Source organism: Streptoverticillium reticulum, from assembly GCF_047456005.1.
Taxonomy (GTDB): domain Bacteria; phylum Actinomycetota; class Actinomycetes; order Streptomycetales; family Streptomycetaceae; genus Streptomyces; species Streptomyces reticulum.
On the sequence record NZ_CP179755.1, the window covers coordinates 302,446 to 324,187 of the forward strand.

The window sequence follows — 21,742 nt, forward strand, 5'->3', positions numbered from 1 at the left end:
CGTGCGGGTCGGGACGCGGGCTGTGCCGGGCCGTCCGTTGCTCGGACTGGCCGGGCTGCGGGGCCCGCCCGCGTGGACGCTGCTGGCTAATTCGGCCCCTGCTTTGCCCCGTCGAGCATCAGCTCGACGGGGCAAAGTCGCGCGAAGTGGCTGGTGCGGGTGCGGGCTCGTGGTGTGCCGGTGAGATGGGCGTCGATGCGGGTGAGGTTGAGGGCTGCTGCGGTGAACTGGTGCTGGAGACTGGTCTTCGCCAAACCCCGGTAACGGGATCTGCGCAGGCCGCAGCGCCCGACGGCCTGCGAGATGGTGCCCTCGACACCGGCGCGGATCTTGTAGCGCTCTTTCCAGGCGTCGGTCTGCTGCTCGGCGCGGATGCTGCGGATGGCGTCGTGTTCGGCCCGGTGCTGCCGCAGCATGATCTCCCGACCGCGGCTGGAGGCCGACTTGATGCATGAACGCCGGTCGGGGCAGGGGCCGCAGCGGCTGTCGGGAAACCGCACACGGATCACCGGCAGGCCCTTTGAATCGGTGCGGGGATACCACTGCGTGGCGGTGGCCCCGCTGGGGCAGGTGGCCTGCCTGCGTTCCCAGTCGATGGTGAACGCGTCCAGCCCGAAGGCGCCGTTGGCCTGGGCCGAGGTGTTGCCGGTCAGCGGCCCGTGCAGTTCGACGCCGTGATCGTTGCGGGCGGCGAGGACGCGGGCGGCGGTGGGATAGCCGGCGTCCACCCAGTGCTCGCTGGGCAGGCAATTTCTGGCCGCGAGGGACGTGTGGATCTCGTCGTTCATCATGCTGTCCGCGACCGTGGCCACGGTGGTCGCCACGTTGGTGACCAGGTTCGGCACGTCCTCACCACAGGTCTCGGTGAGATGGACTTTGTACCCGTCCCACTTGGTGTCCCGCTTGACACCGACCCGAGCGTCCAGGTCATAGGGGGTGACCAGGCGCATCGCGCCCGGCGGCCGGTCTTTTGGGTCCCTGCACCTCACCTCCCCCTCCACCACCGAGAACTCCTGCACCCACACTCGGCGCAGGGCCTCTACTTCCTGAAGCTCGTGCAGTCCCGCCGGGGCATCGGCGGCGCGGACCGCCTGGAGCAGGTGCATGCCGTCCCGGCCGATTCGGGCTCCCACTTCGTCTCGCTTCGCGCTGGCTTTGGGAAACCGGGAGTCCTCGGCCCGCGTGGCGTAGTGGCGGAACCAGTCCGGCCCCGCGACCTGCACCAGCCAGTCGCCAGCGGTCTGCGCAAGAGCGTTCAGCGCCGCCCGCAACGTCTCCGCCACCAGTTCCAGCCGACGCAGGTCACGTGCCGACGACAGCACGTGCGAGGAGTCCGTCCGGGCCCGGCCCGCGCTCTTGAGCAGCCCCTTCTCCCGGGCCGCGGCCAGCACACCATCCAGCACCCGACGCCCGCCGTCCGAGGCGGCCAGCCGGTCCCGGAACTCCGACAGCACCGAGAAATCGAAGCCTGGATCGTCGAGTTGAAGCCCGAGCGCGTACTTGTAGTCGATCCGCGCCCGAACCGCCTCCGCGGCCTGGCGGTCGGTCAGCCCCTCAACGAACTGCAGCACCGACACCAGAGCCAGCCTGGCGGGAGACCAGGCAGGCCGGCCACGCACAGCAAACAGATCCGCGAAGTCCTCGTCACGGAACAGCACCCCGAGCTCGTCCCGCACCCGGATTGCCAGGCTCCCCTTCGGGAACGCGGCGCGAGCCACCCGCACCGTCTCTGCCGGAATCTCCCCCGGACCCTTCGGCTGCATCGACATCGACACCCACCCCCCCCCCGTGCGCAAAAACGTCGGTCCCCACGACCACAACCGGGTTATGAGGACCGACGTCACGCGAGAGACCGAATAGACCAACAGCGTCCGCATGGGCGGGCCCCGGGTGGGCGGGAGGGGCTACGGCCGCCAGATCACCGCGGTGCGCGTGGAGCTTCCCGGCGTCGGGACGGTGATTCGGACGCCGACGGCCACGCCGGAGTTGTTGATGGACGTGGCGTAGGAGTTGCTGCCGTCCGGTGTCACGTTCAGTTCGGTCAGGCTCCCGTCGGCCTCGTAGCGGAGGGCGAAGCGGTGCAGAGTATCCATCGAGTTCTTGGCCCCGGTGTGCCCGATGGCGACACCGGTGTCGTTGACGGCGACGGCCGTGGTGTACTCGTAGGCGGAGCCGATCGCCGTGGCAGTGCCGTCGGGGCTCCAACTCGTGGCGGTGTAGTCGATGTTGTCCGCTCCGAGCTGTCGACCGACGACGGTGCCCGAAGCGTTGATGGCGTTCGCGCCGGAGTGCGGGCCCAGGTCCGTGACGGTGCCATTGGCGCCCCAGGTCACGGAGCGGGACTGGTCGATCGTGCCACCGGTCGGCACGGCCCCCCAAGCGAGCACGGTGCCGGCGTCGTTGATCTGGACGACCCACGCGGTGGAGTAGGCCGAGGCCGGGTCGAGCGGGACGGGAGTCCCGTCCGGGTTCCACTTCACGGGGTGGTAGACGGTGTCGACCGAGTAGGACACACCGGCGACCGTGCCCGAGCTGTTGACCGAGAGGGCCAAGGCGGCGGTGTCACCCTTGAGCGGAGCGAGCTGGACGGCCTGGCCGTCCGGGCGCCATTTCACCGCGTGGTAGGTCCCCCCGAGCTCGGACTCTCCCACCGCGATGCCGGTGCGGCTCATCGCGCGGAAGACGGTCGAGGTGTCGCCGGGCAGCGGCTGCAGCTGGGTGACCGTGCCGTCGGGCGCCCAGCGCGCCGGGCGGCCCCCCGAGTAGCCGGCGGCGGTGCCGTCGTCGCTGACGGCCTCGACGTAGCCTGTCGGGTCCCCGGGCAGCAGCGGGGGGAGTGTCGCGGGGGTGAGGTCCGCGTTCCAACGGACCGGAGACATCCGGTTGTTGGGGCCGTCGGTGTAGCCGACGATCACCCCGTTGTCGTTGATCGCGGCGGCATAGCTCGAGGTGGCGCCGGGCGGGAGAGGCAGGTCGGCGCCCACGTCGGCCGACGCGCCGGTGTCGGCCGACGCGCTGCCGGCCGTGGCCAGCGTGAGGGTACAGACGGTGGCCAGGGCGATGGTGGCGGCGCCCGCGGACCGCAGGGCTCTGATACCGATGCTCATGACGTGCGTTCCTCGTCTCGTGGACTTCCCCGGAATGGCACTGTGGTGGTGCTGTGTCACGTCGCGCACGGAGAGTTCCCGTGGGCAACACTGCTCGCCGCACAGGAACTTCACTCAGTCTTCACGACGTGGGGCGCGACCCGCAGCCGAATCCGAATGCCTGTGCGGGATTCGTCTGTGAAGGGGGTAGCGACCTCGCGTCATCGTGAGTCGCGTATTCCTTGGCTGGGGAGTTACCCGGGGTGTCCGACCGGCAGGCACTCCTGAGCCGCTGCCACCTGCCCGGTGCACTGGTGCCGTCCTTGACGGGCGCGCTGTCGTTGATGTGCGCTGTTCCTGTGCGGCGTGAGCCGGTGGTTGCAGCGGTAAGCCTGCATCCCGCCTGCGCAGGGGCACTTGCTGCGCTGCCTGCGGGGCATGATGACGGCCATGAGGCGAGCTTCGTGGTGGCGCCGTCGTCTCCTGACGGTGCTGGTGTGCCCGTTGACCGTTGCGCCGGTCGCCGTTGCGTCACCCGCACACGCCGACAGCACCGCTGCCCGTGCCGGGCACGAGTTGAGATACGCAGCGCTCGGCGATTCGATCGCGTCCGGACTCGGTGCCGGCAACTACGAGGCGTCCAGTGGCAGATGCAGCCGCAGCGCCAACGCGCACCCTGCTCTGTGGGCCGCGGAGCATCACGTGGCCGAGTTCCGCTTCGCGGCGTGCTCGGGAGCGAAGACCTCCGACGTTGCCTCCACCCAGATGGCCGACCTCGATAGCGGTGTGAGGATGGTCAGTGTGACCGCGGGAGCCAACGATGTGGGGTTCGCCGATGCCCTGAATGTCTGCACCACGCAGGGCGAGCAGGCCTGCCTGCAACGCGTCGGGCAGGCCAGGAACGACATCGACCGCACGCTCCCCGGGCGGCTGGATGCCCTGGACACGACGGTACGGGAGAAAGCCCCGCAGGCCCGTGTGGTGGTCTTCGGCTACCCCCATCTGTTCTCCGCCGAGGCCTGCAGCGGTCAGCCGGTCAGCCCGCGGGGGCAGGCCGCACTCAACGACGCCGCCGACCGCCTCAACACGGTCACCCGCAACAGCGCCCAGGCTCACGGATTCGTCTTCGCCGACGTCACCCACGCGTTCACCGGTCACGAGCTCTGCTCGGACGACCCCTGGATCATCTCCCCCTCCCTGTTCACCCTGGACAGCGCCTACCACCCCAACGCCGAGGGCCAGCGTGAGGGATACCTGCCGGCCCTGGAGGCCGAGGCCGGAAGCGGTTCCTGATCCTGGGCAACCGGGGTTGCGATCCGGATGGTCGCGATGTTTGCCGCTCGTCGGCATCAGGACGCCTACGGTCGCTGGAGTCCCCGGAGGAGGAGGGCGATCAGGCGTCGGGGGTCGTATCGGGGGTCGTTGTCGCGTCCGATGCACAGGTTGCCGATGCCGCGCATCAGTTCGTAGGGCTGAGTGCCGGGCCTGATGTCGCCGGTCTCGACCGCGGCGTCGAGCAGTTGGGCGCAGACGGGCAGCAGGCGGTCGAGGAAGTAGGCGTGCAGCGCGGCGAAGCGGTCGCTGTCGGACTGCAGGGCGTCGGCAAGGCCGTGCTTGGTGACGAGGAAGTCGACGAAGAGGTCGATCCATTGGTGCAGTGCGTCGAGCGGCGAGTCGGCGCCGGCCAACAGGTGCGGGCCGGCTTCGGCGCATGCCTCGATCTGGTGCTGGTACACGGCGGTGACGAGGTCCGCCCTGGTCGGGAAGTGGCGGTAGATCGTGGCCATCCCGACGCCCGCCCGGGCCGCGATCCGGCGGATCGGCGCGTCGACGCCGGAGGTGACGAACACCTCGGCTGCGGCCGTGAGCACGGTCTCCCGGTTGCGCTGGGCGTCGGCCCGTTTGCTTCGGGGCGGCGCATCCCCTGCAGGACCCTCGGCGGCCATCTCGTTCTCCTTCGACACCGATTGACAAAGCGGAGCGGCGCTCCGGATACTAAATGGAGCAACGTTCCGTTTCAGCCTAGCCGAAACGGACCGCCCCTACCGCCCTGTCCACCCGCCGGCCGCAGGAGACCGGCGGGCGGCAGGCGCCACCGAAAGGGAACCCACACCGTGAGCACCTCCCCCACCACCGACGCCCTGGGCGCGCCCGTGCCGGTGCTGTCCCTCAGCCCCGTAGTCCTGTCCGTGCCCGGACGTCCCGTGGATCTCCAGGTACGCGTCTCCGCACCCGCGACCGGAACCGGCCTCCCCGTCATCCTCCTCTCCCACGGCCACGGCCCCTCGAACAACCTCTCCTCGCTCAACGGCTACGCGCCGCTCGCCACCTTCTGGGCCGCCCACGGATTCGTCGTCGTCCAACCCACCCACCTCACCTCCCGGACACTCACCCACCTGGTCGCCGACGCCCCCGGCGCACCCGACTTCTGGCGCTCCCGCGCCGAGGACATGGTTCACATCCTCGACCAGCTCGACGTGATCGAGAACGCCATGCCGCAGCTTGCCGGACGGATCGACCACACCAAGATCGCGCTCGCCGGGCACTCGCTCGGCGGCTTCACCGCCGCCCTCCTGCTGGGCGCCGGGCTCACCGACCCCGGCACCGGGAACCTGGTGCACCTCGTCGAGCCCCGGATCAAGGCGGGCGTGCTCCTCGCCGCGCCCGGCAGGGGCGGTGACGTCCTCAACGGGCCCATGGCCGAGCAGTGGCCGATCATCGGAGCCGTCGACTTCTCCACCATGACCGCACCCGCGCTGGTCGTCGCCGGCGACAAGGACGACTCCCGGCACTTCACCGACATGGGACCGGACTGGCACACCGACCCCTACACCCTCTCCCCCGGCCCCAAAACCCTGCTCACCCTGTTCGACGCGGAACACGGACTCGGCGGCATCGCCGGCTACGACGCCGCCGAGACCACCGACGAGAACCCCGAGCGAGTCGCCGCACTTGCCCGGCTCACCGCGGCCTACCTCCACACCCGACTCCACCCCGGCGCCCCTGCCTGGCAGACCACCTGCGAGGCACTGACGACCGGACCCGACCCAGTAGGCCACGTCGAATCCAAGTAGGTGCCTCGATGATCTGGGTCAACGACCTCCTGAAGCGGCCGTAGGACGAATCTAGGCCGGTCAGCGGATCCCTGTCCGTAGGGTCCTCGTAGCACGGCTCACCGAAGGCGAGCGTGCTGGGCAATGCGTGCGACGCGTGCCTTCGCCGGGTGTCTCGGCAGCATCCGGTGCACAGCTCCCTACGCACCGCCGCACCACTTCGGATCGGCAAAACGACAGAAGGAGCACTGATCAGCCATGCCTCGCAACTGGAAGACGTTCGGCGCACTCGTCGTCGCAGGTTGCTGCGCCACGATCGGCCTCACCACGGGAACCGCTGAGGCACAGACGCAAATAAAGACCGGCAACGTCACGCAATCCGGTTCGTACAACGACTACGGCAGAACGGGCAACTACCAGTTCGTGGCGAACAATTGGGACAGCCGCTATCAACGCTACCAGCAGTCGTTCGTCTGGGTATCCGGGCAGGACGGCGGCAAGGACATGGCCCACTGCCTCCGGGGCAACGGCGGTGGAAACTGGTACGAGTCCTCGATCGTCGCGCGCCACGGTACGAACTCCTCGCACTACGACTGCACCGGCAACGGCACCTACAACCGGGGTTTCGACCAGGTGGGCGTCGACCTGAGCAACTGGTGACAGATGCCTGAGCAGGTAGCAGGAGCCCTGGTGCGCCCCTTGCGGAGCGCACCAGGGCACACCAGGCACACCAGCCGAAGGAGGAGGCCCGGACGATGCTGGGCAAACACAAGACCCTTGCGGTCCCGGTGGCCGTGATCATTGCCGCGATGGTCGCGGCGGGGTTCGCGTACTTTCCGTCCGGCAAGGGCCGGACAGCCCGGGCGACGGCCGACACCCGCCGATTCGTGCTGATCCTGGCAGGTGTTTCCAGCCCCTCGGAGTCGGCAAAATTCGACCTCGAGGTTGCCGCTCGCACGGAGGCCCTGACATCCACATGCATGAAGTCGCACGGCTTCCAGTACCTTCCCAAGAACCCGCACAGCGTGGTTGATGTCGAGGATGCATCAGATTTTTCGAGCCTTGACTACGCGCGCAAGCACGGGTTCGGAATATCGGTGTTTCCGCATTTCGCCCCTGAGGCCACGGCAGCCAAGAAGTACATGAAGACCCTTTCAGCGGCTTCCCTCAAAGCTTACGATGCAGCCCTTCCCGGTTGCGTCGACAGCTCGCAACATACGACCGAGAAGGAATATGGAATCCCGGAGGCGAACTCCGAGTGGGCCCGGGTGGACGGTGAGGTGCAACACGACAGACGCTACCGATCGGCACTGGAGACGTGGAAAGCCTGTGCGGCGGCAGCCGGTCATCCCGCGCAGTCCCGTCTCGCGCTCATCACGGACCTGCGCAAGGAATACACGTCCGTGATGGCCGGAATTCAGGGCGAGGACCGAGTGCTTCCCCAGGACCAACTGGCGGCGCTGGCCGCTCGGAATCCTGCGTGGCAGAAGTTCCATCAAGCGGAACTCGATGCCGCCGTGGCGACATTTCCCTGCTCGCAAGCCGCCGATCGGACGTATGTGTCCGTATTCCTCCAGTACTTGAACCGGAACAGTTGAGGCGCCCGTCCCTCGCGACCTGAATCCGGCTCGGCCGGTCGCCCCGCCCGGCCGTCCGGTGAAGCGCCGCAGCCAACCACCGTACGAGCCGACAGGAACGGCGGGGGCCAACTTCCACTGCTCGCCGACGAGTTTCCCGCGTGCCACGATCGCTTCCTGCCGGATCCCCCCTGCCGAGGGACCCGGATCGGCACGTTTGATCACGGCATCACACCCCTTGCCTGCCTACCCGTCTTCGGTACGCCGTGCCACGGGGACGCTGGGGACACCGGGGCCGCTATGGACACGGATCCTTCGGCCGTCCTAGATTCGTCCTAGTGCGAGGTCAGCCAGGGGAACGGCGCTCATCGTCACGTGCCGGGGGAAACATGAGGTTCGGCATACTGGGGCCGTTACACGCCCGGATCACCGGACGCGAGGTCCGGTTCAACGGACCGCGGCAGGCGAAGATGCTGGCAGCGCTTCTGGTCGACGCCAACAGCATCGTCGCCATGGAACGGCTCGTCGCCGTGATGTGGGACGGGAGCGCGCCCGCCACTGCGGTCCGTCAGGTCCAGGACGCCGTCTCCGGACTGCGCCGCAACCTCGTCGCCTGCGGGGCACCCGACTCCCTGATCAGCACCCGGCGCGGCGGCTACGAGATCCACCTGGGCCCGGATCAGTTCGACCTGCTGGAGTTCGGCCACGAGCGGTACCTCGCCGAACGGCAGACGGTCCCGTTCGAGACGGCCGCCGCGCTGCGCCGGGCACTGGCCTGCTGGCGCGGGAACGCCCTGGTCGACGTCTCCAGCCGGGTCCTGGAGATCGATGCGGCACGGCTGAACGAGGAACGCGCGGCCACGCTCACAGAGTGTCTGGCCATCGAACTCGACCTGGGGCGTCATCGAGAGGTCGTTGCCGAGCTGACCGCTCTGCTCCGCGAGCACCCCTACGACGAGCATGTCGCCGAACACCTGATAGTCGCTCTCTACCGGTGTCGGCGACAAGGCGAGGCGCTGCAGGTGTACGAGCGGCTGCGCCGGACACTGGCCGACGAACTCGGCGTCGACCCCACCCCGCCGCTCCAGGCGCTGCATCAGCGCATCCTCACCGCGGATCCCGCCCTGACGACTCCGGTCCCGGCAAGCAGACCCTTGGACATGCCGCTGGACGTGCCACCGGAGAGCCCTGACGCGGCGGCCGCCGGGCCGGCCATGGCGATGCCCGTGCGTCAACTTCCCCTCGACGTATCCGACTTCGTGGGCCGGGCCGAGGCGCTGGCCGAGATCGCCGGACTGCTCGACGGGACGGCGCCGAACCGGGCCCCGGTCGCCGTCATCGTGGGCGGTCCCGGTGTCGGCAAGTCCTGTCTGGTGACGCATGCCGCGCGGCTGGCGAGCGCCGCCTTCCCCGACGGCCAGCTCTACCTCAACCTCGCCGCCACGTCGGACGAGCCGCGGGACCCGGGACTGATGCTGGCAGAGGCGCTGCGCGCGCTCTCGATCACCGGCAGCGCGATCCCGAACGGCCTGTCCGAGCGGGCCGCGCTCTACCGGTCGTTGCTGGTGGACCGCCGCATGCTGGTGGTGCTGGACGATGCCGGTCACGCCGATCAGGTGCTGCCCTTGCTGCCCGCGGCCGACGGCTGTGCCGTGTTGATCACCAGCCGCACTCTGCTGACGCAGCTTCCCGGTGCCCGGCACATCGACCTGGACGTGCTGAGCCCGGCAGAGGCACGGGAGTTGTTCACCGGAATCGTCGGGCGGCGGCGGGTGGAGCGGGAACCGGCGGAGGCCGACGCGATCCTCGACTGCTGCGGCAACCTGCCGCTGGCGATCCGGATCGCCAGCGGCAAGCTCACGGGCCGCCCGGCCTGGTCGCTGCGGGTGCTGCGGGAACGGATCGAGGACGAGTCCCGGCGGCTGGCCGAGCTGAGGATCGGGGACCTCAGCGTACGAGCCAGCGTCGAACTGAGCCTACGGCTGCTGCCGGCCGACGCGGTGCGCGCCCTGAGCCTGCTGGGTCTGCTCGGCGCCTACACCCTGCCCGGCTGGGTGGTCGGCCCGCTGCTGGACCGCCCGGACGCCGAGGAGGTGCTGGACACCCTCGTCGACGCCAGCCTGGTACGGCTGACCGCCACCGACGCCATCGGCCAGCCGCGCTACCGGCTGCACGACCTGATCAGGACCTGTGCCATGGAGATCGCCGCCCCGCTGCCGGCGGAGGACAAGCGGGACGCGATCGTCCGGGTGCTGTCCGCCTGGCTCGAGCTGATCGGGCGCGGCACCGATCGGTTGCCGGCGGCCGGGCTGCTGGCCGCCGCGCCCGGTTCGGCACCACGCCGGCCGCTGCCCGACGCGGTCGTGGACCGGCTGCTGACCGACCCGGCCGGCTGGTTCGACGCGGAACGCGACAACCTGCTCGGCGCGGTGAAACTGGCCGTGGACTGGGGCCTGGACGAGCTGGCCTGGGAGCTGGCGGCCGGCACGGCGACCTACTACGACCACCGTTGTCTCTATCAGGACTGGCAGCACGGGCACCGGCTCGCGCTGGACGCGGCCGAGGCCGCCGGCAACGTGCGCGGCACATCGGTGCTGCTACGCGGTCTTGGCCAACTGCACATCTATCAAGACGAGTTCGATCGGGCCACCCGGGCCCTGGAGTCCTCCCTCGGGCTGTGCCAGGACGGCGGGGACAAACGCGGCGAGGCGCTGTCGGTGGCCATGCTGGGCACGGTCAGCCGGGTACAGGGCCGTGACGACGAAGCACTCGAACGTGTCGAGCACGCGCTGGCCATCGCATCCGGAGAGGGCGACCGGCACATCGAAGCGCAGCTGTCCTGCTCCATGGCCGTGATGAAGCTCATGCAGGGCAGACTCGACGAGGCGGAGCTCTGGTTCGACGGGGCCTTGAGCCAGGCCAGGGCGCTCGACGACGGGCATCGCGTGGCCGTCGTGCTGCGGCGGTTCAGCCGGCTGCACGATCGGCGCGGTGATCCGGACGAGGCACTGCGCTGTCTGCGGCAGGCGTTGGCCACCTTCGAGAAGCTGGCCGACGAGCGGTGCGCCGCGTACACGCTGCTGGAGGTCGGCCGCGTGTACGCAGGTCAGCGCGACCGGGAACGGGCGAGCCCGGCGTTGGAGCGCGCGGCGGACCTGTTCCACCGGCACGGCGACCGTCAGGACGAGGCCACGTGCTGGCAGCTGATCGGCGACCTGGACGCCGCCGCCGGCGTTCACCATCTGGCACACGAGCACCGTGGGCGGGCGCTGCGGCTGTGGCAGACGATCGGCGACATCAACCAGACGACATCTCCGGCGCGGCCGTCGTCGCCGTGAGGTGATCATGTCCCTGATCGGAGATGTCTGTCCGGTCGCGAATCCGGTGAGCCCGGCGAACTCGCCGGGCTCACTGCGGTGTTCGGTGGCGCGGTATGTGTTATCCGAGGGTCCAGCGCCACACCTGGCCGGGTGCGGTCTTCGCCTTCGACCACTGCTGGGCGCGCGCACCGGCCTTGAGGCCGGAGTTCTCGATCTCCAGGACCTTGCCGCTGTTCTTGTTGACGATGTAGCCGGGCGAGCCGTCGAGCTGCCATATCTGGGTCTTCAGGCCGTCGCGGCAGTCCCACTGCTGGGCCGGGGCACCGTCGTCCTTGCGGGAGTCGGCGATCTCCAGGCACTTGCCGCTCCTGGCGTTGACGATCCGGAAGTCGGTGAACCCCGGGACGGCCCCGGACGGATCCCCGGCCAAGGTCTGGACGCCGTCGAGGCTGATCTGCCATTCCCCGGACCCGCACTGGCCCTGCACGGCGTGGGCACCGTTGGCCGTACTGCCGTTCTCGACGACCAGGCACAGCTTGCTGTTGTTGTTGACGACGGAGGTCGGGGTGATCGGAGCAATCGAATCCGCCTGGCTCGCCGGGGCGGCCATCAGCACAACAGCGGCGCCGGCCGCCACAGCGGCGGCACACTTCGAGGTGAACTTCACTTAACTGCTCAATTCGGTCAGTTGGCACTCGCTCCCCTGGAGTGCCCTTATGAACCGAGATTCTACTCAGACATCTGACATGTACTCAGCATCGGGCATACCGGATCCGCCCATGCCCCGCGGGGAATACCCCTGTCCGATGGGACCGTTGAACTCGACATGAGAGCTGTGGGATTCGAGGAATTCGGCGGACCCGAGGTACTGCGCGTCCTGGACCTTCCGGAACCCGAGGCCGGGCCGGGGCAGGTGCGCATCCGGGTCCGTGCAGCGGCGGTCAACCCGACCGACACGCTCCGGCGCAGCGGCACATCGGCCGCCCGCTACAAGGATGTGCCACCACCGTACGTGCCGGGCATGGACGCCGCCGGGGTGCTCGACCAGATCGGCGAGGGTGTCTCGACCGACCTGCGGATCGGTGAGCACGTGATGGCCGTCGTGGTGCCGGACGCCGCCCATGGTGCCTACGCGGAACGGATCGTCGTCCCTGCCGCATCCGTGGCCAGGGTCCCCGCCGGAGCGACCGATGCCGAGGCCGCGTCCCTGCCGATGAACGGCCTGACCGCGCGTCTGGCACTCGATGTGCTCGGCCTCGCCCCGGGTCGGACCGTCGCGGTCACCGGCGCTGCCGGCGCGACCGGCGGCTATGCCATCCAGCTGGCCAAGGCAGAAGGCCTCCACGTGATCGCCGACGCGGCCCCGCGCGACGAACAGCTCGTCAAGGAGCTGGGCGCCGACGTCGTGCTGGAGCGCGGGGACGACTTCCCCTGGCGGGTCCGTGCGGCCGTACCCGAGGGCGTCGACGGGCTCGTCGACGGCGCGCTCTTCGACCGGCGCGCGCTCCCCGCGGTCCGGGACGGCGGCCGGATCGCGACACTGCGCAACTTCTCCGAGCCGGGCGAACGCGGTATCACCTTCCACCCGGTCATGGTCACCGACTACGCCCGCGAACAGGCGAAGCTCGACCGCCTTCGGCAGCAGGCCGAAGACGGTCATCTGACGCTGCGCGTCGCCCGGATCCTGCCGGCGGAGCAGGCCTCCGAGGCCCACCGCCTTCTGGAAGCGGGCGGCGTCCGGGGGCGGTTGATCCTCCGGTTCTGACGGTGCGGGTCCGTTCAGACGGTCTGCACGGTGCGCGAGGGCCGGCAGAGGTGGTGTGCCGCCTGCGCTCGTGCAGGCGTCGTCCATACGGGCTCGGGGGTCCCCGGCTCCCAACGAGCCAGGTGCAGGCGTGCGTCCACGCCGAGGACCGCGGTCACAACGCACCCGTCCGCGTCCAGGGTCGACGAGGGCGCGTGGACCGACAGCGGGCCCGACGCGGTCCAGACGGGCGGCTCCTCCTCCGGTTCCGGGAGCCGGGCGAAGCTGAGGGTGCCGTGATCGTTGCGGGTGGCCAGGGCGATCCGGCCGTCACGGGTCCTGGTGGCCGTGATGGGACCGGTGCCGCCGTGTCCGCCCAGTGACTGCGGCTCGGCCTGCCAGGGTTCCTGCGGGCCCGGCCGGTGGTGGCAGAGGATCTCGCCGGTGCCGGGACGGCGCATGAGCAGCAGCGCGCGGCCCTGTTCTGTCGTCACGTGGGTGACGGGCCCGGCCGGGGCGGGGAGAGGCAGCGGACGGGAGCCGCTGAAGGAGGACGACGGCTTGTCCCGGTTCCATTGGACGACCTGGTCCGGGGCAGGGGCGTACAGCTCGACCGTCCCGTCGGGGAGGGTTCCCCAGGCGACGCCCTCCTGGACGGTGCCTCCCAGGTCGCGCCAGGGGCTCCAGGTGCCGGTGGGCTCGAGGCGGCGGTGGCTCAGCGCCCGGCCGAAGTTGCGCACGACGAATTCGAGTCCGCCGCCGGGCAGGGCGACCGGTTCCGGTTGGCCGATCTCCCTGCGCTTGACGGGGTTGAGGCCCTCGGCGTTGTACGGATTCCCGAGGTTCTGCCAGGCGCCGAAGCGGCCCCCCGGTTCTTGCTGGGAGACGAGCATGACGTCGCGGCGGTGCTCGTATCGGCCCGCCGCGAGCGACATGTGGACACCGAACACATGCAGCAGTCCGTCATCGGTGGCGACAGCATGCAGCTGCGGTGAGAAGAATCCGCCCTCCGGGACATCGGTGCCCAGCGGTCTCGGCGCGAACTCCCCGTCGGTATCCCGCCATTGGACGGGACGGCCGTTGAGGACGGTGAATGCCGTGAGCGCTCCGTCACCGTCTCGCTGCAGCCAGGTCGAAGCGTGGGAATAGCGTGCGTAAGTGCTCCGGCTGTATGCCTTGCGGTGTGCGCGGTCGCCGAGTTGGAAGTCTCCGGGGTCGATGCCGTCCTTGCGCCGGCGACCGTCCGTCCCTCCGTAGATGTCGAGGCGGCGGGTCTTGTCGTGAAACACCTGCCGGCTGAGGTTTCCGGGCCAGACCTTGTTGCCGTATCCCCGGTAGCTCTCGACCACGGGTGCCCGCTCCGCCGCCCGTTCGCCGTACCGGTGCAGGGCCTCGAAGGCGAACAGTGCTGCTGCCGTGTGTTCTTGGTGGTCGTGATAGGTGACCCTGCCGTTGTCGTACGTGGCGTGGTCGGGGTCCGGGTCGAGCGTGCGCACCGTGGTGGGCCGGTGTTCGGCCAACAGCTCGACGAGAGCGCCGATGAGGCCTTCACGGGTGAGGGCGCCATCGGGTGTGTCCGGGAGAGGTGAACCGGTGGGGCGCCGGGTCCGCTGCTGCTCGATTTCTTCCGTCCACAGCGTCTGCAGACGCATGGGCGGCCGGCCGCCCGTCATCGCGAGGTTGAAGAAATAGAGCGTGACCGGCGCGCGGTCCTCCAAGGACCCCGCCAAGGTCGCCCGTTCGACGTGGAAGCCGCCTGAAGTGCGGTACACCTCGCGGGTCCAGGGGGCCGAGGCGTCGTTCAGCGCGGCGTCCGCGTACACCGCGCGCAGTCCGCGCTGGCGGGCGGCCACGTACCCCTCGTAATCCACTGCCAGCCGGTCACGGTTCTTCGCTCCGTGGGCGGCATTGCGGCCGTCGGCCTCGCCCGCGACGAGATACACATTGACGACTTCCGCCCCGGCGGCGACGGCGTGGAAGAGGTCGGGCGCCATGAAGAAGAGATCGTCGTCCGGGTGGGCCACGATCTGCACGTGCGTGCCCAAGGCGGAACCACTGGTCTCCACCCCCCGGCCCTGCGGTCCGGAAAACCGGAGCGCCGGCCGTGCGGGAGGGGGAAAGACGGCACTGCGCAGCCGCCGGACGGCGGAGTGGACGCTATGGAGCGAGGGGTGCATGGTGCAGCTTTCGTGAGTGACTCGTGGTCGGAAGTCTCACCGGCCACTGGTCCGCCGGCAGTTGGACAATTCCTGACGCGCGTCGGCAGTTGACGTGCGTCAGGGTGACGAACCTGAGCCAGGGGATCTCGATCAAGAAGAGGGGATCGAGGGGTACCTGGTTCCGCAGTATCGTGATTTTTCTCCGCATCGTGTTCACGCGGAGAACAAGCTCAGGCGCTGTTCCTCATGAGGCGGTGCGAGGGGCTGTGGACCAGGTGCGGTCCGGGTCCTCGCGCATGGCCTGGAGTGCGGCGCTCGGCTCGGCCACGCGACCCGTCGGACGCGCCTCAGGAATCTGCCAGCCACGCCATCAAGCGCCCCCGCGACCAGCAGCGGCCTAGGGCGTGTCCGATGGGTCAGTGCGGGCCCCGCGGCTCCCCCAGCTACCGCTGGGGGTACCCCCAGGTGCGGTACATCGCAAGGCGGAGCATTACCCGCGTACTGGGCGTACTCGGGTGATGCGACAACGCGGCGAGGTGCCGTGCCGGGCGCCGCGGGGCCCGCACTGACCCATCGGACACGCCCTAGGGCCTCGGCGCGCAGGGACGACTGGTCGAACACCGCCAGGCCGATGATGCTGTGGCCGGAGGCACGGCGATCGCCGAGTGTCGGTATCGTCGGCGCGACTCCGACCCCCTCCACCGACACCCACGCCACCGTCCGGCCGGCCGCCGCCTCGTCGAGGCGGTGCAGGAAGCGCAGGCGGCTCTCGAGCGGGAAGCGCGACAGCGCCCACGTCGTGGTGACGACGGGCAGGGCGTCCGCGGGCACACGGGCGAAGGCGGCGGGCAGCACCTCGACGGCATCGCCTTGCAGCAGCAGTGGAGGGTCCGTCGCCGCCAACGCCATCTCCGCTTCGAGCCTGGCGACTTGCTCCGGCCGATCCGGCTGCAGGCAGGCGCGCAACCATCGGGCGTCATCCGCGTCGGTCACGTCGACCGGATCGCGGTCGACGCCGACCCGTGCGACGACCTCGGGTACCGCCCGTGTCGGGACAGCCCGGTCTCCCACGATCGAAGACGAGAACTGGACGGGAGATGACGGGTCGCCCAGCGATTGTCCGTTGCCGTACGTGATGCCGACGCGATCGACATGGAGATTGAGCCCTGCCGAACAGCCCACGTCGATCAACCCCACCGCCTTCGCGCCCACCCGGCGCGCCGCCTCGGCAACGGCCGGATACAGCACGGCGCAGCGCCCGGTCTCGTCGGTCCGCGTCTGCCGGCGCACGGCGACGGCCACGACCGAGTCGGTCATGCGCAGCAGCGTGTCGATCGCCGCGCCGGCGGCGGCGTCGCCGTCGGCAGCGGCGTAGGCCGCGGCAAGTTCCGGGGCACGTCCGGCGAGGGCGAGGCCGTGCAGCGCGGCGAGGATCACCGTGGGGTGCCGCTTGCGCGCCGGGGCCGCCTCGATGGCGCGCAGCGCCTCGTCGGACTCGCTCAGGGCGACGGCGACGTGCTGGTACAGCGGCGACACTCCGGCGGCGTCGACCTCACCGAAGTGCCGGTACACCTGAGCGAGAGTGCGGGCCCTGCCCACTGGTACGGCTCCTCCTGCAGTCGGTCCCGGCAACCCGACGATCCTAGATGCGGGCCCGCCACAGGGATAACCCATCGGGCACGCCCTACGCCTCCTTCCTGCCCCGCACCGCACCCCGCAACTGCCGCATCAGTTCGGTGAGTACGAGCAGGGCGACGAAGGGCGGCGCGGCCGCGAACACCGTGCGTCCGATGGTCAGGCCCTCACTGTCGGAGACCCACAGGCTCCAGACGAGCGCGGCGGCCGTGCCCACCACGGTGATCAGCCAAGACGACTGCTCCCTGCGCGCATCGACGATGGCGGCGGCCACTCCCAGCCCGCCGCCCACCACCAGCCCCATGACGAGGACCGCGTGCGTCCAGCCCGGGGCCCCGAGAGCGCCTTCGAGGGGTGTTTTGGCGCGGAGTTGACGGTAGGTCAGCCAGAGACTCCCGGCGTAGGTGACCGTGAGCGTCGCGACGCTCAGTGCCCTGACGAACTTTCCCAGAGGCCCGCGTACGGCGGTCATACCAAGCCCCCCGTCACATAGCGTGGCCGGCGTCGGACTATCAGCGTGACCGGTTCGTGCGGGTCCGAAACGAGCAATCGGACAGTCTTTGCTCTCCGTTCGCATGCCGATGTCCGGCAGGACGTCAGCGCACTTGCGAGGCGAACACCTCGTACGCGCGCTCGTCGGCCGCGATCGCCGGGTGCTGGGCGTTCACCCGCTGCGGGACTGCCGGAGGTGCAGGGGTTGCATCTCAACGGTGCTCCCCGGAGGCAGGGCAGCAGGTGGGCGAGAAGCCCGGCGGCCCACTTGCTGCGCCCCGCGATGCCCGCCGCGCCACGGGCCGGTTCCCCGACCGCGGCGGCGGGCGCTTGGGGCGCCCGCCGACGGCGCGGCCCCGGCCTCCGCCCGGCGCGCTCGCCTGGCGGACCCGATCGACCCCGGGGAAAATGGTGATCACGAGTTCCCTCGGCGTCGTGGCCTCTCCCGGCGAGATGCGGAGTTGGATGCGGGTGTGAAGCTCTTCGACGGTCCGGTCGAGTCCGCCGCGCCGCTCGCGACCGGCCCCGGAGCCGGCGCCAAGGGGCTGAGGGCCGGTGCTCTGGGGCTGTTCTCCTCGGTCGCCATGGGCATGGCGTCCACCGCCCCGGCGTACAGCCTGGCGGCCACGCTCGGCCTGATCGTGGCCGGCGTCGGCCTCCAGGCACCGGTCATCACCATGCTGGCCTTCGTCCCGATGCTGCTGATCGCGTACGCCTTCCGGGAGCTCAACGCCACCGACGCCGACTGCGGGACCACCTTCACCTGGGCCTCCCGCGCCTTCGGCCCGCGCGTCGGCTGGATGGGCGGCTGGGGCATCATCGTCGCCGACATCATCGCCATGGCGAACCTCGCGGAGATCGCCGGCATCTACGGCTTCCGGCTGCTGGGGTACGACTCGCTCGCCGGGAGCCGGCTGTGGACCACCGTCGCCGGGGTCGCCTGGATCACCGTGACGACCGCGGTCTGCTACGTGGGCATCCAGGTGTCGGCGGTCCTCCAGCGCTGGATGGTGTGCATCGAGGTCGTGGTGCTGGCCCTGTTCGCGGTCACCGCCCTGGTCAGGGTCTACAGCACCGGCGCCCCACCGACGTCGGTCCCCGTCTCCGCCTCCTGGTTCAACCCCCTCCACGTGCCCTCCGCCAAGGCCCTGACCGAGGGCATCGTCGCCGCGGTGTTCATCTACTGGGGCTGGGACACCGCGGTCGCGGTCAACGAGGAGACCGCCGACAGCAGGAACACCCCCGGACGGGCGGCGGTCGTCTCCACCGTGCTCCTCCTCGCCGTCTACGCCCTGGTGGCGACCTCGGCGCAGGCGTTCGCCGGGATCGGCGCCGCGGGCACCGGCCTGGGCAACAGGGCCAACGCCGGGGACGTGCTCTCCGGCCTGGGCGGCGCCGTCTTCGGCAGCCGGGGCACCGGCTGGTTCCTCACCAAGCTGCTCATCTTCACCGTGCTGACCTCGGCGGTCGCGTCCACCCAGACCACGATCCTGCCCCTGGCCCGCACGGTCTTCTCCATGGCCGCCCACAAGGCCGTGCCCTCGCGCTTCGCCCGGATCCACCGCCGGTACCTCACCCCGACCTGGTCGACTGTCGGCGTCGGCATCGTCTCCATCGGTTTCTTCGCCCTACTGACCGTGATCAGCCGCGACGTGCTCGCCGACTCCATCAAGGCCGTCGGCCTCGCGATCGCGTTCTACTACGGCCTCACCGGCTTCGCCTGCGTCTGGTACTACCGCGCGGTGCTCACCCGCAGCCCCCGCGACCTGCTGTACAAAGGGCTGCTCCCGGGCCTCGGCGGACTCATGATGCTCTGCCTGTTCTGCTATGCCGCCTTCGTCGTCTACGCCGACCCGGGCTACGGCGCGACCTCCTTCGACCTGCCGGTCATCGGACGGGTCGGCGGGGTAAGCGTCGTGGGCCTCGGCGCCCTGCTCATCGGTGTCGTCCTGATGCTGGTCATCACCCGGGAGCACACCGCCGCCCTCACCCTCCAGCGCGGCCTGCTGCCCCACCGCCTCCCGGCGCTGACCGGCGTCGAGACGGCCAGCCGCTACGTGCCCGCCGACAGCCGCTCCGGGGTGGGCGGCGACTGGTTCGACGTCATCCCCCTGTCGAGCACCCGGGTCGGCCTGGTGGTCGGGGACGTCATCGGCCACGGGCTGAGCGCCGCCGCCACCATGGGCCGACTGCGCACGAGCGTGCGCGTCCTGGCCCGGCTCGACCTCCCACCGGACGAACTGCTCGCCTGCCTGGACGACGTGGCCGGCCAGAACGACGAGGAACGGGCCGCCGGGGAACGGTCGCACGGCCACGGCCGGGACGGACCGGGCACCGACCGCGACGAGGCACTCGGGGTCACCTGCCTGTACGCGGTCTACGACCCGGTGACCGGGCAGTGCAGCATGGCCAGCGCGGGACACTCGCCACCCGCCGTCGTCGACCCCGAGGGCGGCGCCGTCGGCTACCCGGACCTCCCGGAGGGTCTGCCCCTGGGCCTCAACGGCCCGCCTTTCCAGAGCACGGAACTCCAGCTGCCCGCCGGCACCCTGCTCGCCCTGTTCACCGACGGGCTCGTCCAGACCCCGGACCACGACACCGAGACCGGACTCGGCCTGCTGAGCGGCGTCCTCACCCACAACCGCCACCCCCTGGAGGAGCTCTGCGACCGCACCGTCGCCGCCCTGCTGCCCGGCCCGGTGGACGACGACGCCGCCCTCCTCCTGGTCCGCACCCGGCGGCTCGGCGAGCACCAGGTGGCGGTCTGGGAACTGGACGCCGAGCCGGAGGCCGTCGCCGACGCCCGGGCCGCCACGACCCGCCGCCTGAGGGAGTGGGGGCTCGACGAGCTGGTGTTCACGACCGAACTGATCGTCAGCGAACTGGTCACCAACGCCATCCGCTACGCCGCCGGCGGACCGGTCCACGTCCGCCTGATCCGTGACAGCAGCCTCGTCTGCGAGGTCTCCGACACCGGCCACACCTCCCCCCACCTGCGCCACGCCGCCGTCGACGACGAGGGCGGCCGGGGCCTGTTCATCATCGCCCAGATCACCCAGCGCTGGGGCACCCGGTACACCCCCACCGGCAAGACCATCTGGACCGACCAGCCCCTGCCGACGGCGGAGTGAGCCCGGTCCTCTTCCCATCGGTGGTGTGCGTGACTCAACGGGTGAAGCGGTGGTCCTCTTCAATGACCGGCGCGGCCGGAGGCGGCGGCTGGGTGCGCCGCCGTTTGAACACGCTGACGTAGGCGGACGTGCCGATGACGCCGACCGCCATCAGAATCAGGCCAACGACGGTGAGATTCACACCCTTCACGTGCCAGTCCACAGCGAAAGCGAGGATCGCGCCCGCGGCTATCAGGCCGATGCACCCTCCCATGCCCATGGCCCGCACCTCCTTCCTGGTTGGCTCAGGAGCGCGTACCCCCCTCCCAGGCGGCCAACCACCGGGTGCCGCACGACCTCGCGATCGCACCGGAGCGACGGTTCACAGCGCGGACGAGGTCCGAATCCGCATTCCCGGCGCCAAGGCCGCGCTCTTCGCGTCCACCGGAGTGCTCCTCGACCGGCACGGCAGCGTCGATGAACGCGAACTCCACGGCCGGGGGCGGGACATGCGGGGTGTCGGGGTGCTCTTCGCCGTCGGGGGCTTGGCGCTCGCCGGACTGCCGCCGTTCGGAACGGCGCTGGGCAAGGCGCTGGCCGAGGAACGGTCGGGCCGGCTTCCCGTGCTCTTCGTGTTGTCCGCGCTCGTACTGTGGCCCGTCGGCTGAGCCGCCGGCCCCACGATCGGCGGCCCACGCCCTGCGGTGTCCGGCAGCGGGTGTCACGGTGAGTCGTGAACGACACCCCCGCACCAGGCAGAGGAGACAGTGCGATGCCCCGAGGAGCAAGCCCCAAGCGCGAGCGACAGTACGAGCACATCAAGGAGAGTGCGAAGCAGCGCGGCGAGAGCACCCGGCGCGCCGAGGAGATCGCCGCGCGCACCGTCAACAAGGAACGCGCCCGCGCAGGCGAGTCCGAGTCCGCCAGCCGCACCTCCCTGCAGGACATGCCCTCCTCCCGGCGCGGCGGACAGCGCTCGCACTCCGGCGCCCAGGGCCCCACCAAGGAACAGCTCTACAACGAGGCGAAGCAGAAGAACGTCGAAGGCCGCTCCCACATGAACAAGGCCGAACTGAAGCGGGCTCTGGGCCGCGACTGAGCCGGTCCCGTCGCGGCCGGCCGACCGGTCCCCTCAGCTCAGGGAGCAGCCCATCTGTCCGGTACGAGCGGAAAACCGGGAAACCGCGTTTCCCCGGCCCGCCACCGGTCAGGTCCGGCACGCCGGCGACGATGGGGCCGGGCGTGCCGTACGCGATCGGCGCCAAGTTCGCCCATCCCGACCGGCCGGCCGTCGCGCTCGTGGGGGACGGGGCGATGCAGATGAACGGACTCGCCGAACTGATCACCGCGGCGAAGTACTACCGGGAGTGGCAGGATCCCCGGCTGGTCGTGGCCGTGCTCAACAACCAGGACCTCAACCAGGTCACCTGGGAGATGCGGGCCATGTCCGGCGCCCCGCAGTTCCTGCCCTCCCAGGCGGACCGGCCTACCCGCGCGGCTACCTGCGCCTGGGCCTGGACCGGCGCGAACCCTGGGAGGTGCCTCACTGCCAACAGGGCGACGCCG

At 70.2% G+C, this 21,742-nt stretch carries 16 protein-coding genes and 2 pseudogenes; 10 read left to right on the top strand and 8 right to left on the bottom strand.

Features of this window, described 5'->3' with window-relative positions; all coding sequences use genetic code 11:
- Window positions 1–86 precede the first annotated feature (86 nt).
- Both ACMATS_RS01430 and ACMATS_RS01435 read right to left on the bottom strand, forming a co-directional pair.
- Window positions 87–1,769, bottom strand: coding sequence for an IS1182 family transposase (locus ACMATS_RS01430; protein ID WP_414168012.1), 1,683 nt, complete (start codon window positions 1,767–1,769; stop codon window positions 87–89).
- A gap of 135 nt (window positions 1,770–1,904) precedes the next feature.
- Window positions 1,905–3,107, bottom strand: coding sequence for a hypothetical protein (locus ACMATS_RS01435; protein WP_414166546.1), 1,203 nt, complete (start codon window positions 3,105–3,107; stop codon window positions 1,905–1,907).
- Window positions 3,108–3,536: 429 nt separating this feature from the next.
- On the opposite strand from ACMATS_RS01435, the gene ACMATS_RS01440 reads away from it, so the two are divergent.
- Complete coding sequence (locus tag ACMATS_RS01440; RefSeq protein ID WP_414166547.1) at window positions 3,537–4,379, top strand: SGNH/GDSL hydrolase family protein; 843 nt, start codon at window positions 3,537–3,539, stop codon at window positions 4,377–4,379.
- 65 nt (window positions 4,380–4,444) lie between these two features.
- On the opposite strand, the gene ACMATS_RS01445 is transcribed toward ACMATS_RS01440, so the two are convergent.
- The gene (locus ACMATS_RS01445) at window positions 4,445–5,032 is read right to left on the bottom strand and encodes a TetR/AcrR family transcriptional regulator (RefSeq protein ID WP_390782171.1); all 588 of its coding nucleotides are present in this window, start codon (window positions 5,030–5,032) and stop codon (window positions 4,445–4,447) included.
- A 168-nt stretch (window positions 5,033–5,200) separates the two neighbouring features.
- On the opposite strand from ACMATS_RS01445, the gene ACMATS_RS01450 reads away from it, so the two are divergent.
- The 4 genes from ACMATS_RS01450 (at window position 5,201) to ACMATS_RS01465 (ending at window position 11,054) form a co-directional block, all read left to right on the top strand.
- Entirely contained in the window at window positions 5,201–6,160 is a 960-nt protein-coding gene (locus ACMATS_RS01450) for an alpha/beta hydrolase family protein (RefSeq protein ID WP_414166548.1), read from the top strand.
- Between the two features lie 237 nt (window positions 6,161–6,397).
- Window positions 6,398–6,799 (top strand): hypothetical protein, encoded by a 402-nt coding sequence (locus ACMATS_RS01455; RefSeq protein WP_390782169.1) that lies wholly within the window; start codon window positions 6,398–6,400, stop codon window positions 6,797–6,799.
- 95 nt (window positions 6,800–6,894) lie between these two features.
- On the top strand, window positions 6,895–7,737 hold the full coding sequence (locus tag ACMATS_RS01460; RefSeq protein ID WP_414166549.1) for a hypothetical protein: 843 nt from the start codon (window positions 6,895–6,897) through the stop codon (window positions 7,735–7,737).
- Window positions 7,738–8,186: 449 nt separating this feature from the next.
- Complete coding sequence (locus ACMATS_RS01465) at window positions 8,187–11,054, top strand: BTAD domain-containing putative transcriptional regulator (RefSeq protein ID WP_414166550.1); 2,868 nt, start codon at window positions 8,187–8,189, stop codon at window positions 11,052–11,054.
- A 100-nt stretch (window positions 11,055–11,154) separates the two neighbouring features.
- Here ACMATS_RS01465 and ACMATS_RS01470 read toward each other — a convergent pair whose 3' ends face one another.
- Window positions 11,155–11,703, bottom strand: coding sequence for an RICIN domain-containing protein (locus tag ACMATS_RS01470; protein WP_414166551.1), 549 nt, complete (start codon window positions 11,701–11,703; stop codon window positions 11,155–11,157).
- 159 nt (window positions 11,704–11,862) lie between these two features.
- On the opposite strand from ACMATS_RS01470, the gene ACMATS_RS01475 reads away from it, so the two are divergent.
- Window positions 11,863–12,801, top strand: a complete 939-nt coding sequence (locus tag ACMATS_RS01475) for an NADP-dependent oxidoreductase (RefSeq protein WP_414166552.1) — start codon at window positions 11,863–11,865, stop codon at window positions 12,799–12,801.
- A 14-nt stretch (window positions 12,802–12,815) separates the two neighbouring features.
- Here ACMATS_RS01475 and ACMATS_RS01480 read toward each other — a convergent pair whose 3' ends face one another.
- The 3 genes from ACMATS_RS01480 to ACMATS_RS01490 form a co-directional block, all read right to left on the bottom strand.
- Window positions 12,816–14,825 carry a PIG-L family deacetylase gene (locus ACMATS_RS01480; protein WP_414166553.1) on the bottom strand — a complete coding sequence of 670 codons (2,010 nt, stop codon included), beginning with the start codon at window positions 14,823–14,825 and terminating at the stop codon, window positions 12,816–12,818.
- Window positions 14,826–15,152: 327 nt separating this feature from the next.
- Window positions 15,153–16,511 (bottom strand): DUF2332 domain-containing protein, encoded by a 1,359-nt coding sequence (locus ACMATS_RS01485; protein ID WP_414166554.1) that lies wholly within the window; start codon window positions 16,509–16,511, stop codon window positions 15,153–15,155.
- A 112-nt stretch (window positions 16,512–16,623) separates the two neighbouring features.
- Window positions 16,624–17,046, bottom strand: coding sequence for a hypothetical protein (locus tag ACMATS_RS01490; RefSeq protein ID WP_390780669.1), 423 nt, complete (start codon window positions 17,044–17,046; stop codon window positions 16,624–16,626).
- Between the two features lie 604 nt (window positions 17,047–17,650).
- On the opposite strand from ACMATS_RS01490, the gene ACMATS_RS01495 reads away from it, so the two are divergent.
- On the top strand, window positions 17,651–20,197 hold the full coding sequence (locus ACMATS_RS01495; RefSeq protein ID WP_414170633.1) for a SpoIIE family protein phosphatase: 2,547 nt from the start codon (window positions 17,651–17,653) through the stop codon (window positions 20,195–20,197).
- A gap of 34 nt (window positions 20,198–20,231) precedes the next feature.
- Here the strand turns inward: ACMATS_RS01495 and ACMATS_RS01500 are convergent, their stop codons facing one another.
- Window positions 20,232–20,456: a DUF6458 family protein gene (locus tag ACMATS_RS01500; RefSeq protein ID WP_390780668.1), complete on the bottom strand. Its 225-nt coding sequence runs from the start codon at window positions 20,454–20,456 to the stop codon at window positions 20,232–20,234.
- Between the two features lie 136 nt (window positions 20,457–20,592).
- Here ACMATS_RS01500 and ACMATS_RS01505 point away from each other — a divergent pair.
- From ACMATS_RS01505 to ACMATS_RS01515, 3 genes and pseudogenes are all read left to right on the top strand, one after another.
- Window positions 20,593–20,826: pseudogene (locus ACMATS_RS01505) on the top strand (NADH-quinone oxidoreductase subunit D); the annotation flags it as partial.
- A 122-nt stretch (window positions 20,827–20,948) separates the two neighbouring features.
- Complete coding sequence (locus tag ACMATS_RS01510) at window positions 20,949–21,275, top strand: plasmid stabilization protein (RefSeq protein WP_390780666.1); 327 nt, start codon at window positions 20,949–20,951, stop codon at window positions 21,273–21,275.
- A gap of 113 nt (window positions 21,276–21,388) precedes the next feature.
- Window positions 21,389–21,655 (top strand): annotated as a pseudogene (locus ACMATS_RS01515) (thiamine pyrophosphate-dependent enzyme); the annotation flags it as partial.
- Between the last annotated feature and the right edge of the window lie 87 nt (window positions 21,656–21,742).

Excerpts from the sequence above, each read along its gene's own strand:
- ACMATS_RS01510 (WP_390780666.1), top strand. The coding sequence starts at position 20,949 with ATGCCCCGAGGAGCAAGCCCCAAGCGCGAGCGACAGTACGAGCACATC.
- ACMATS_RS01490 (WP_390780669.1), bottom strand. The coding sequence starts at position 17,046 with ATGACCGCCGTACGCGGGCCTCTGGGAAAGTTCGTCAGGGCACTGAGC.
- ACMATS_RS01430 (WP_414168012.1), bottom strand. The coding sequence starts at position 1,769 with ATGTCGATGCAGCCGAAGGGTCCGGGGGAGATTCCGGCAGAGACGGTG.
- ACMATS_RS01500 (WP_390780668.1), bottom strand. The coding sequence starts at position 20,456 with ATGGGCATGGGAGGGTGCATCGGCCTGATAGCCGCGGGCGCGATCCTC.
- ACMATS_RS01475 (WP_414166552.1), top strand. The coding sequence starts at position 11,863 with ATGAGAGCTGTGGGATTCGAGGAATTCGGCGGACCCGAGGTACTGCGC.
- ACMATS_RS01435 (WP_414166546.1), bottom strand. The coding sequence starts at position 3,107 with ATGAGCATCGGTATCAGAGCCCTGCGGTCCGCGGGCGCCGCCACCATC.
- ACMATS_RS01445 (WP_390782171.1), bottom strand. The coding sequence starts at position 5,032 with ATGGCCGCCGAGGGTCCTGCAGGGGATGCGCCGCCCCGAAGCAAACGG.
- ACMATS_RS01455 (WP_390782169.1), top strand. The coding sequence starts at position 6,398 with ATGCCTCGCAACTGGAAGACGTTCGGCGCACTCGTCGTCGCAGGTTGC.
- ACMATS_RS01460 (WP_414166549.1), top strand. The coding sequence starts at position 6,895 with ATGCTGGGCAAACACAAGACCCTTGCGGTCCCGGTGGCCGTGATCATT.
- ACMATS_RS01440 (WP_414166547.1), top strand. The coding sequence starts at position 3,537 with ATGAGGCGAGCTTCGTGGTGGCGCCGTCGTCTCCTGACGGTGCTGGTG.
- ACMATS_RS01495 (WP_414170633.1), top strand. The coding sequence starts at position 17,651 with ATGGGCATGGCGTCCACCGCCCCGGCGTACAGCCTGGCGGCCACGCTC.
- ACMATS_RS01465 (WP_414166550.1), top strand. The coding sequence starts at position 8,187 with ATGCTGGCAGCGCTTCTGGTCGACGCCAACAGCATCGTCGCCATGGAA.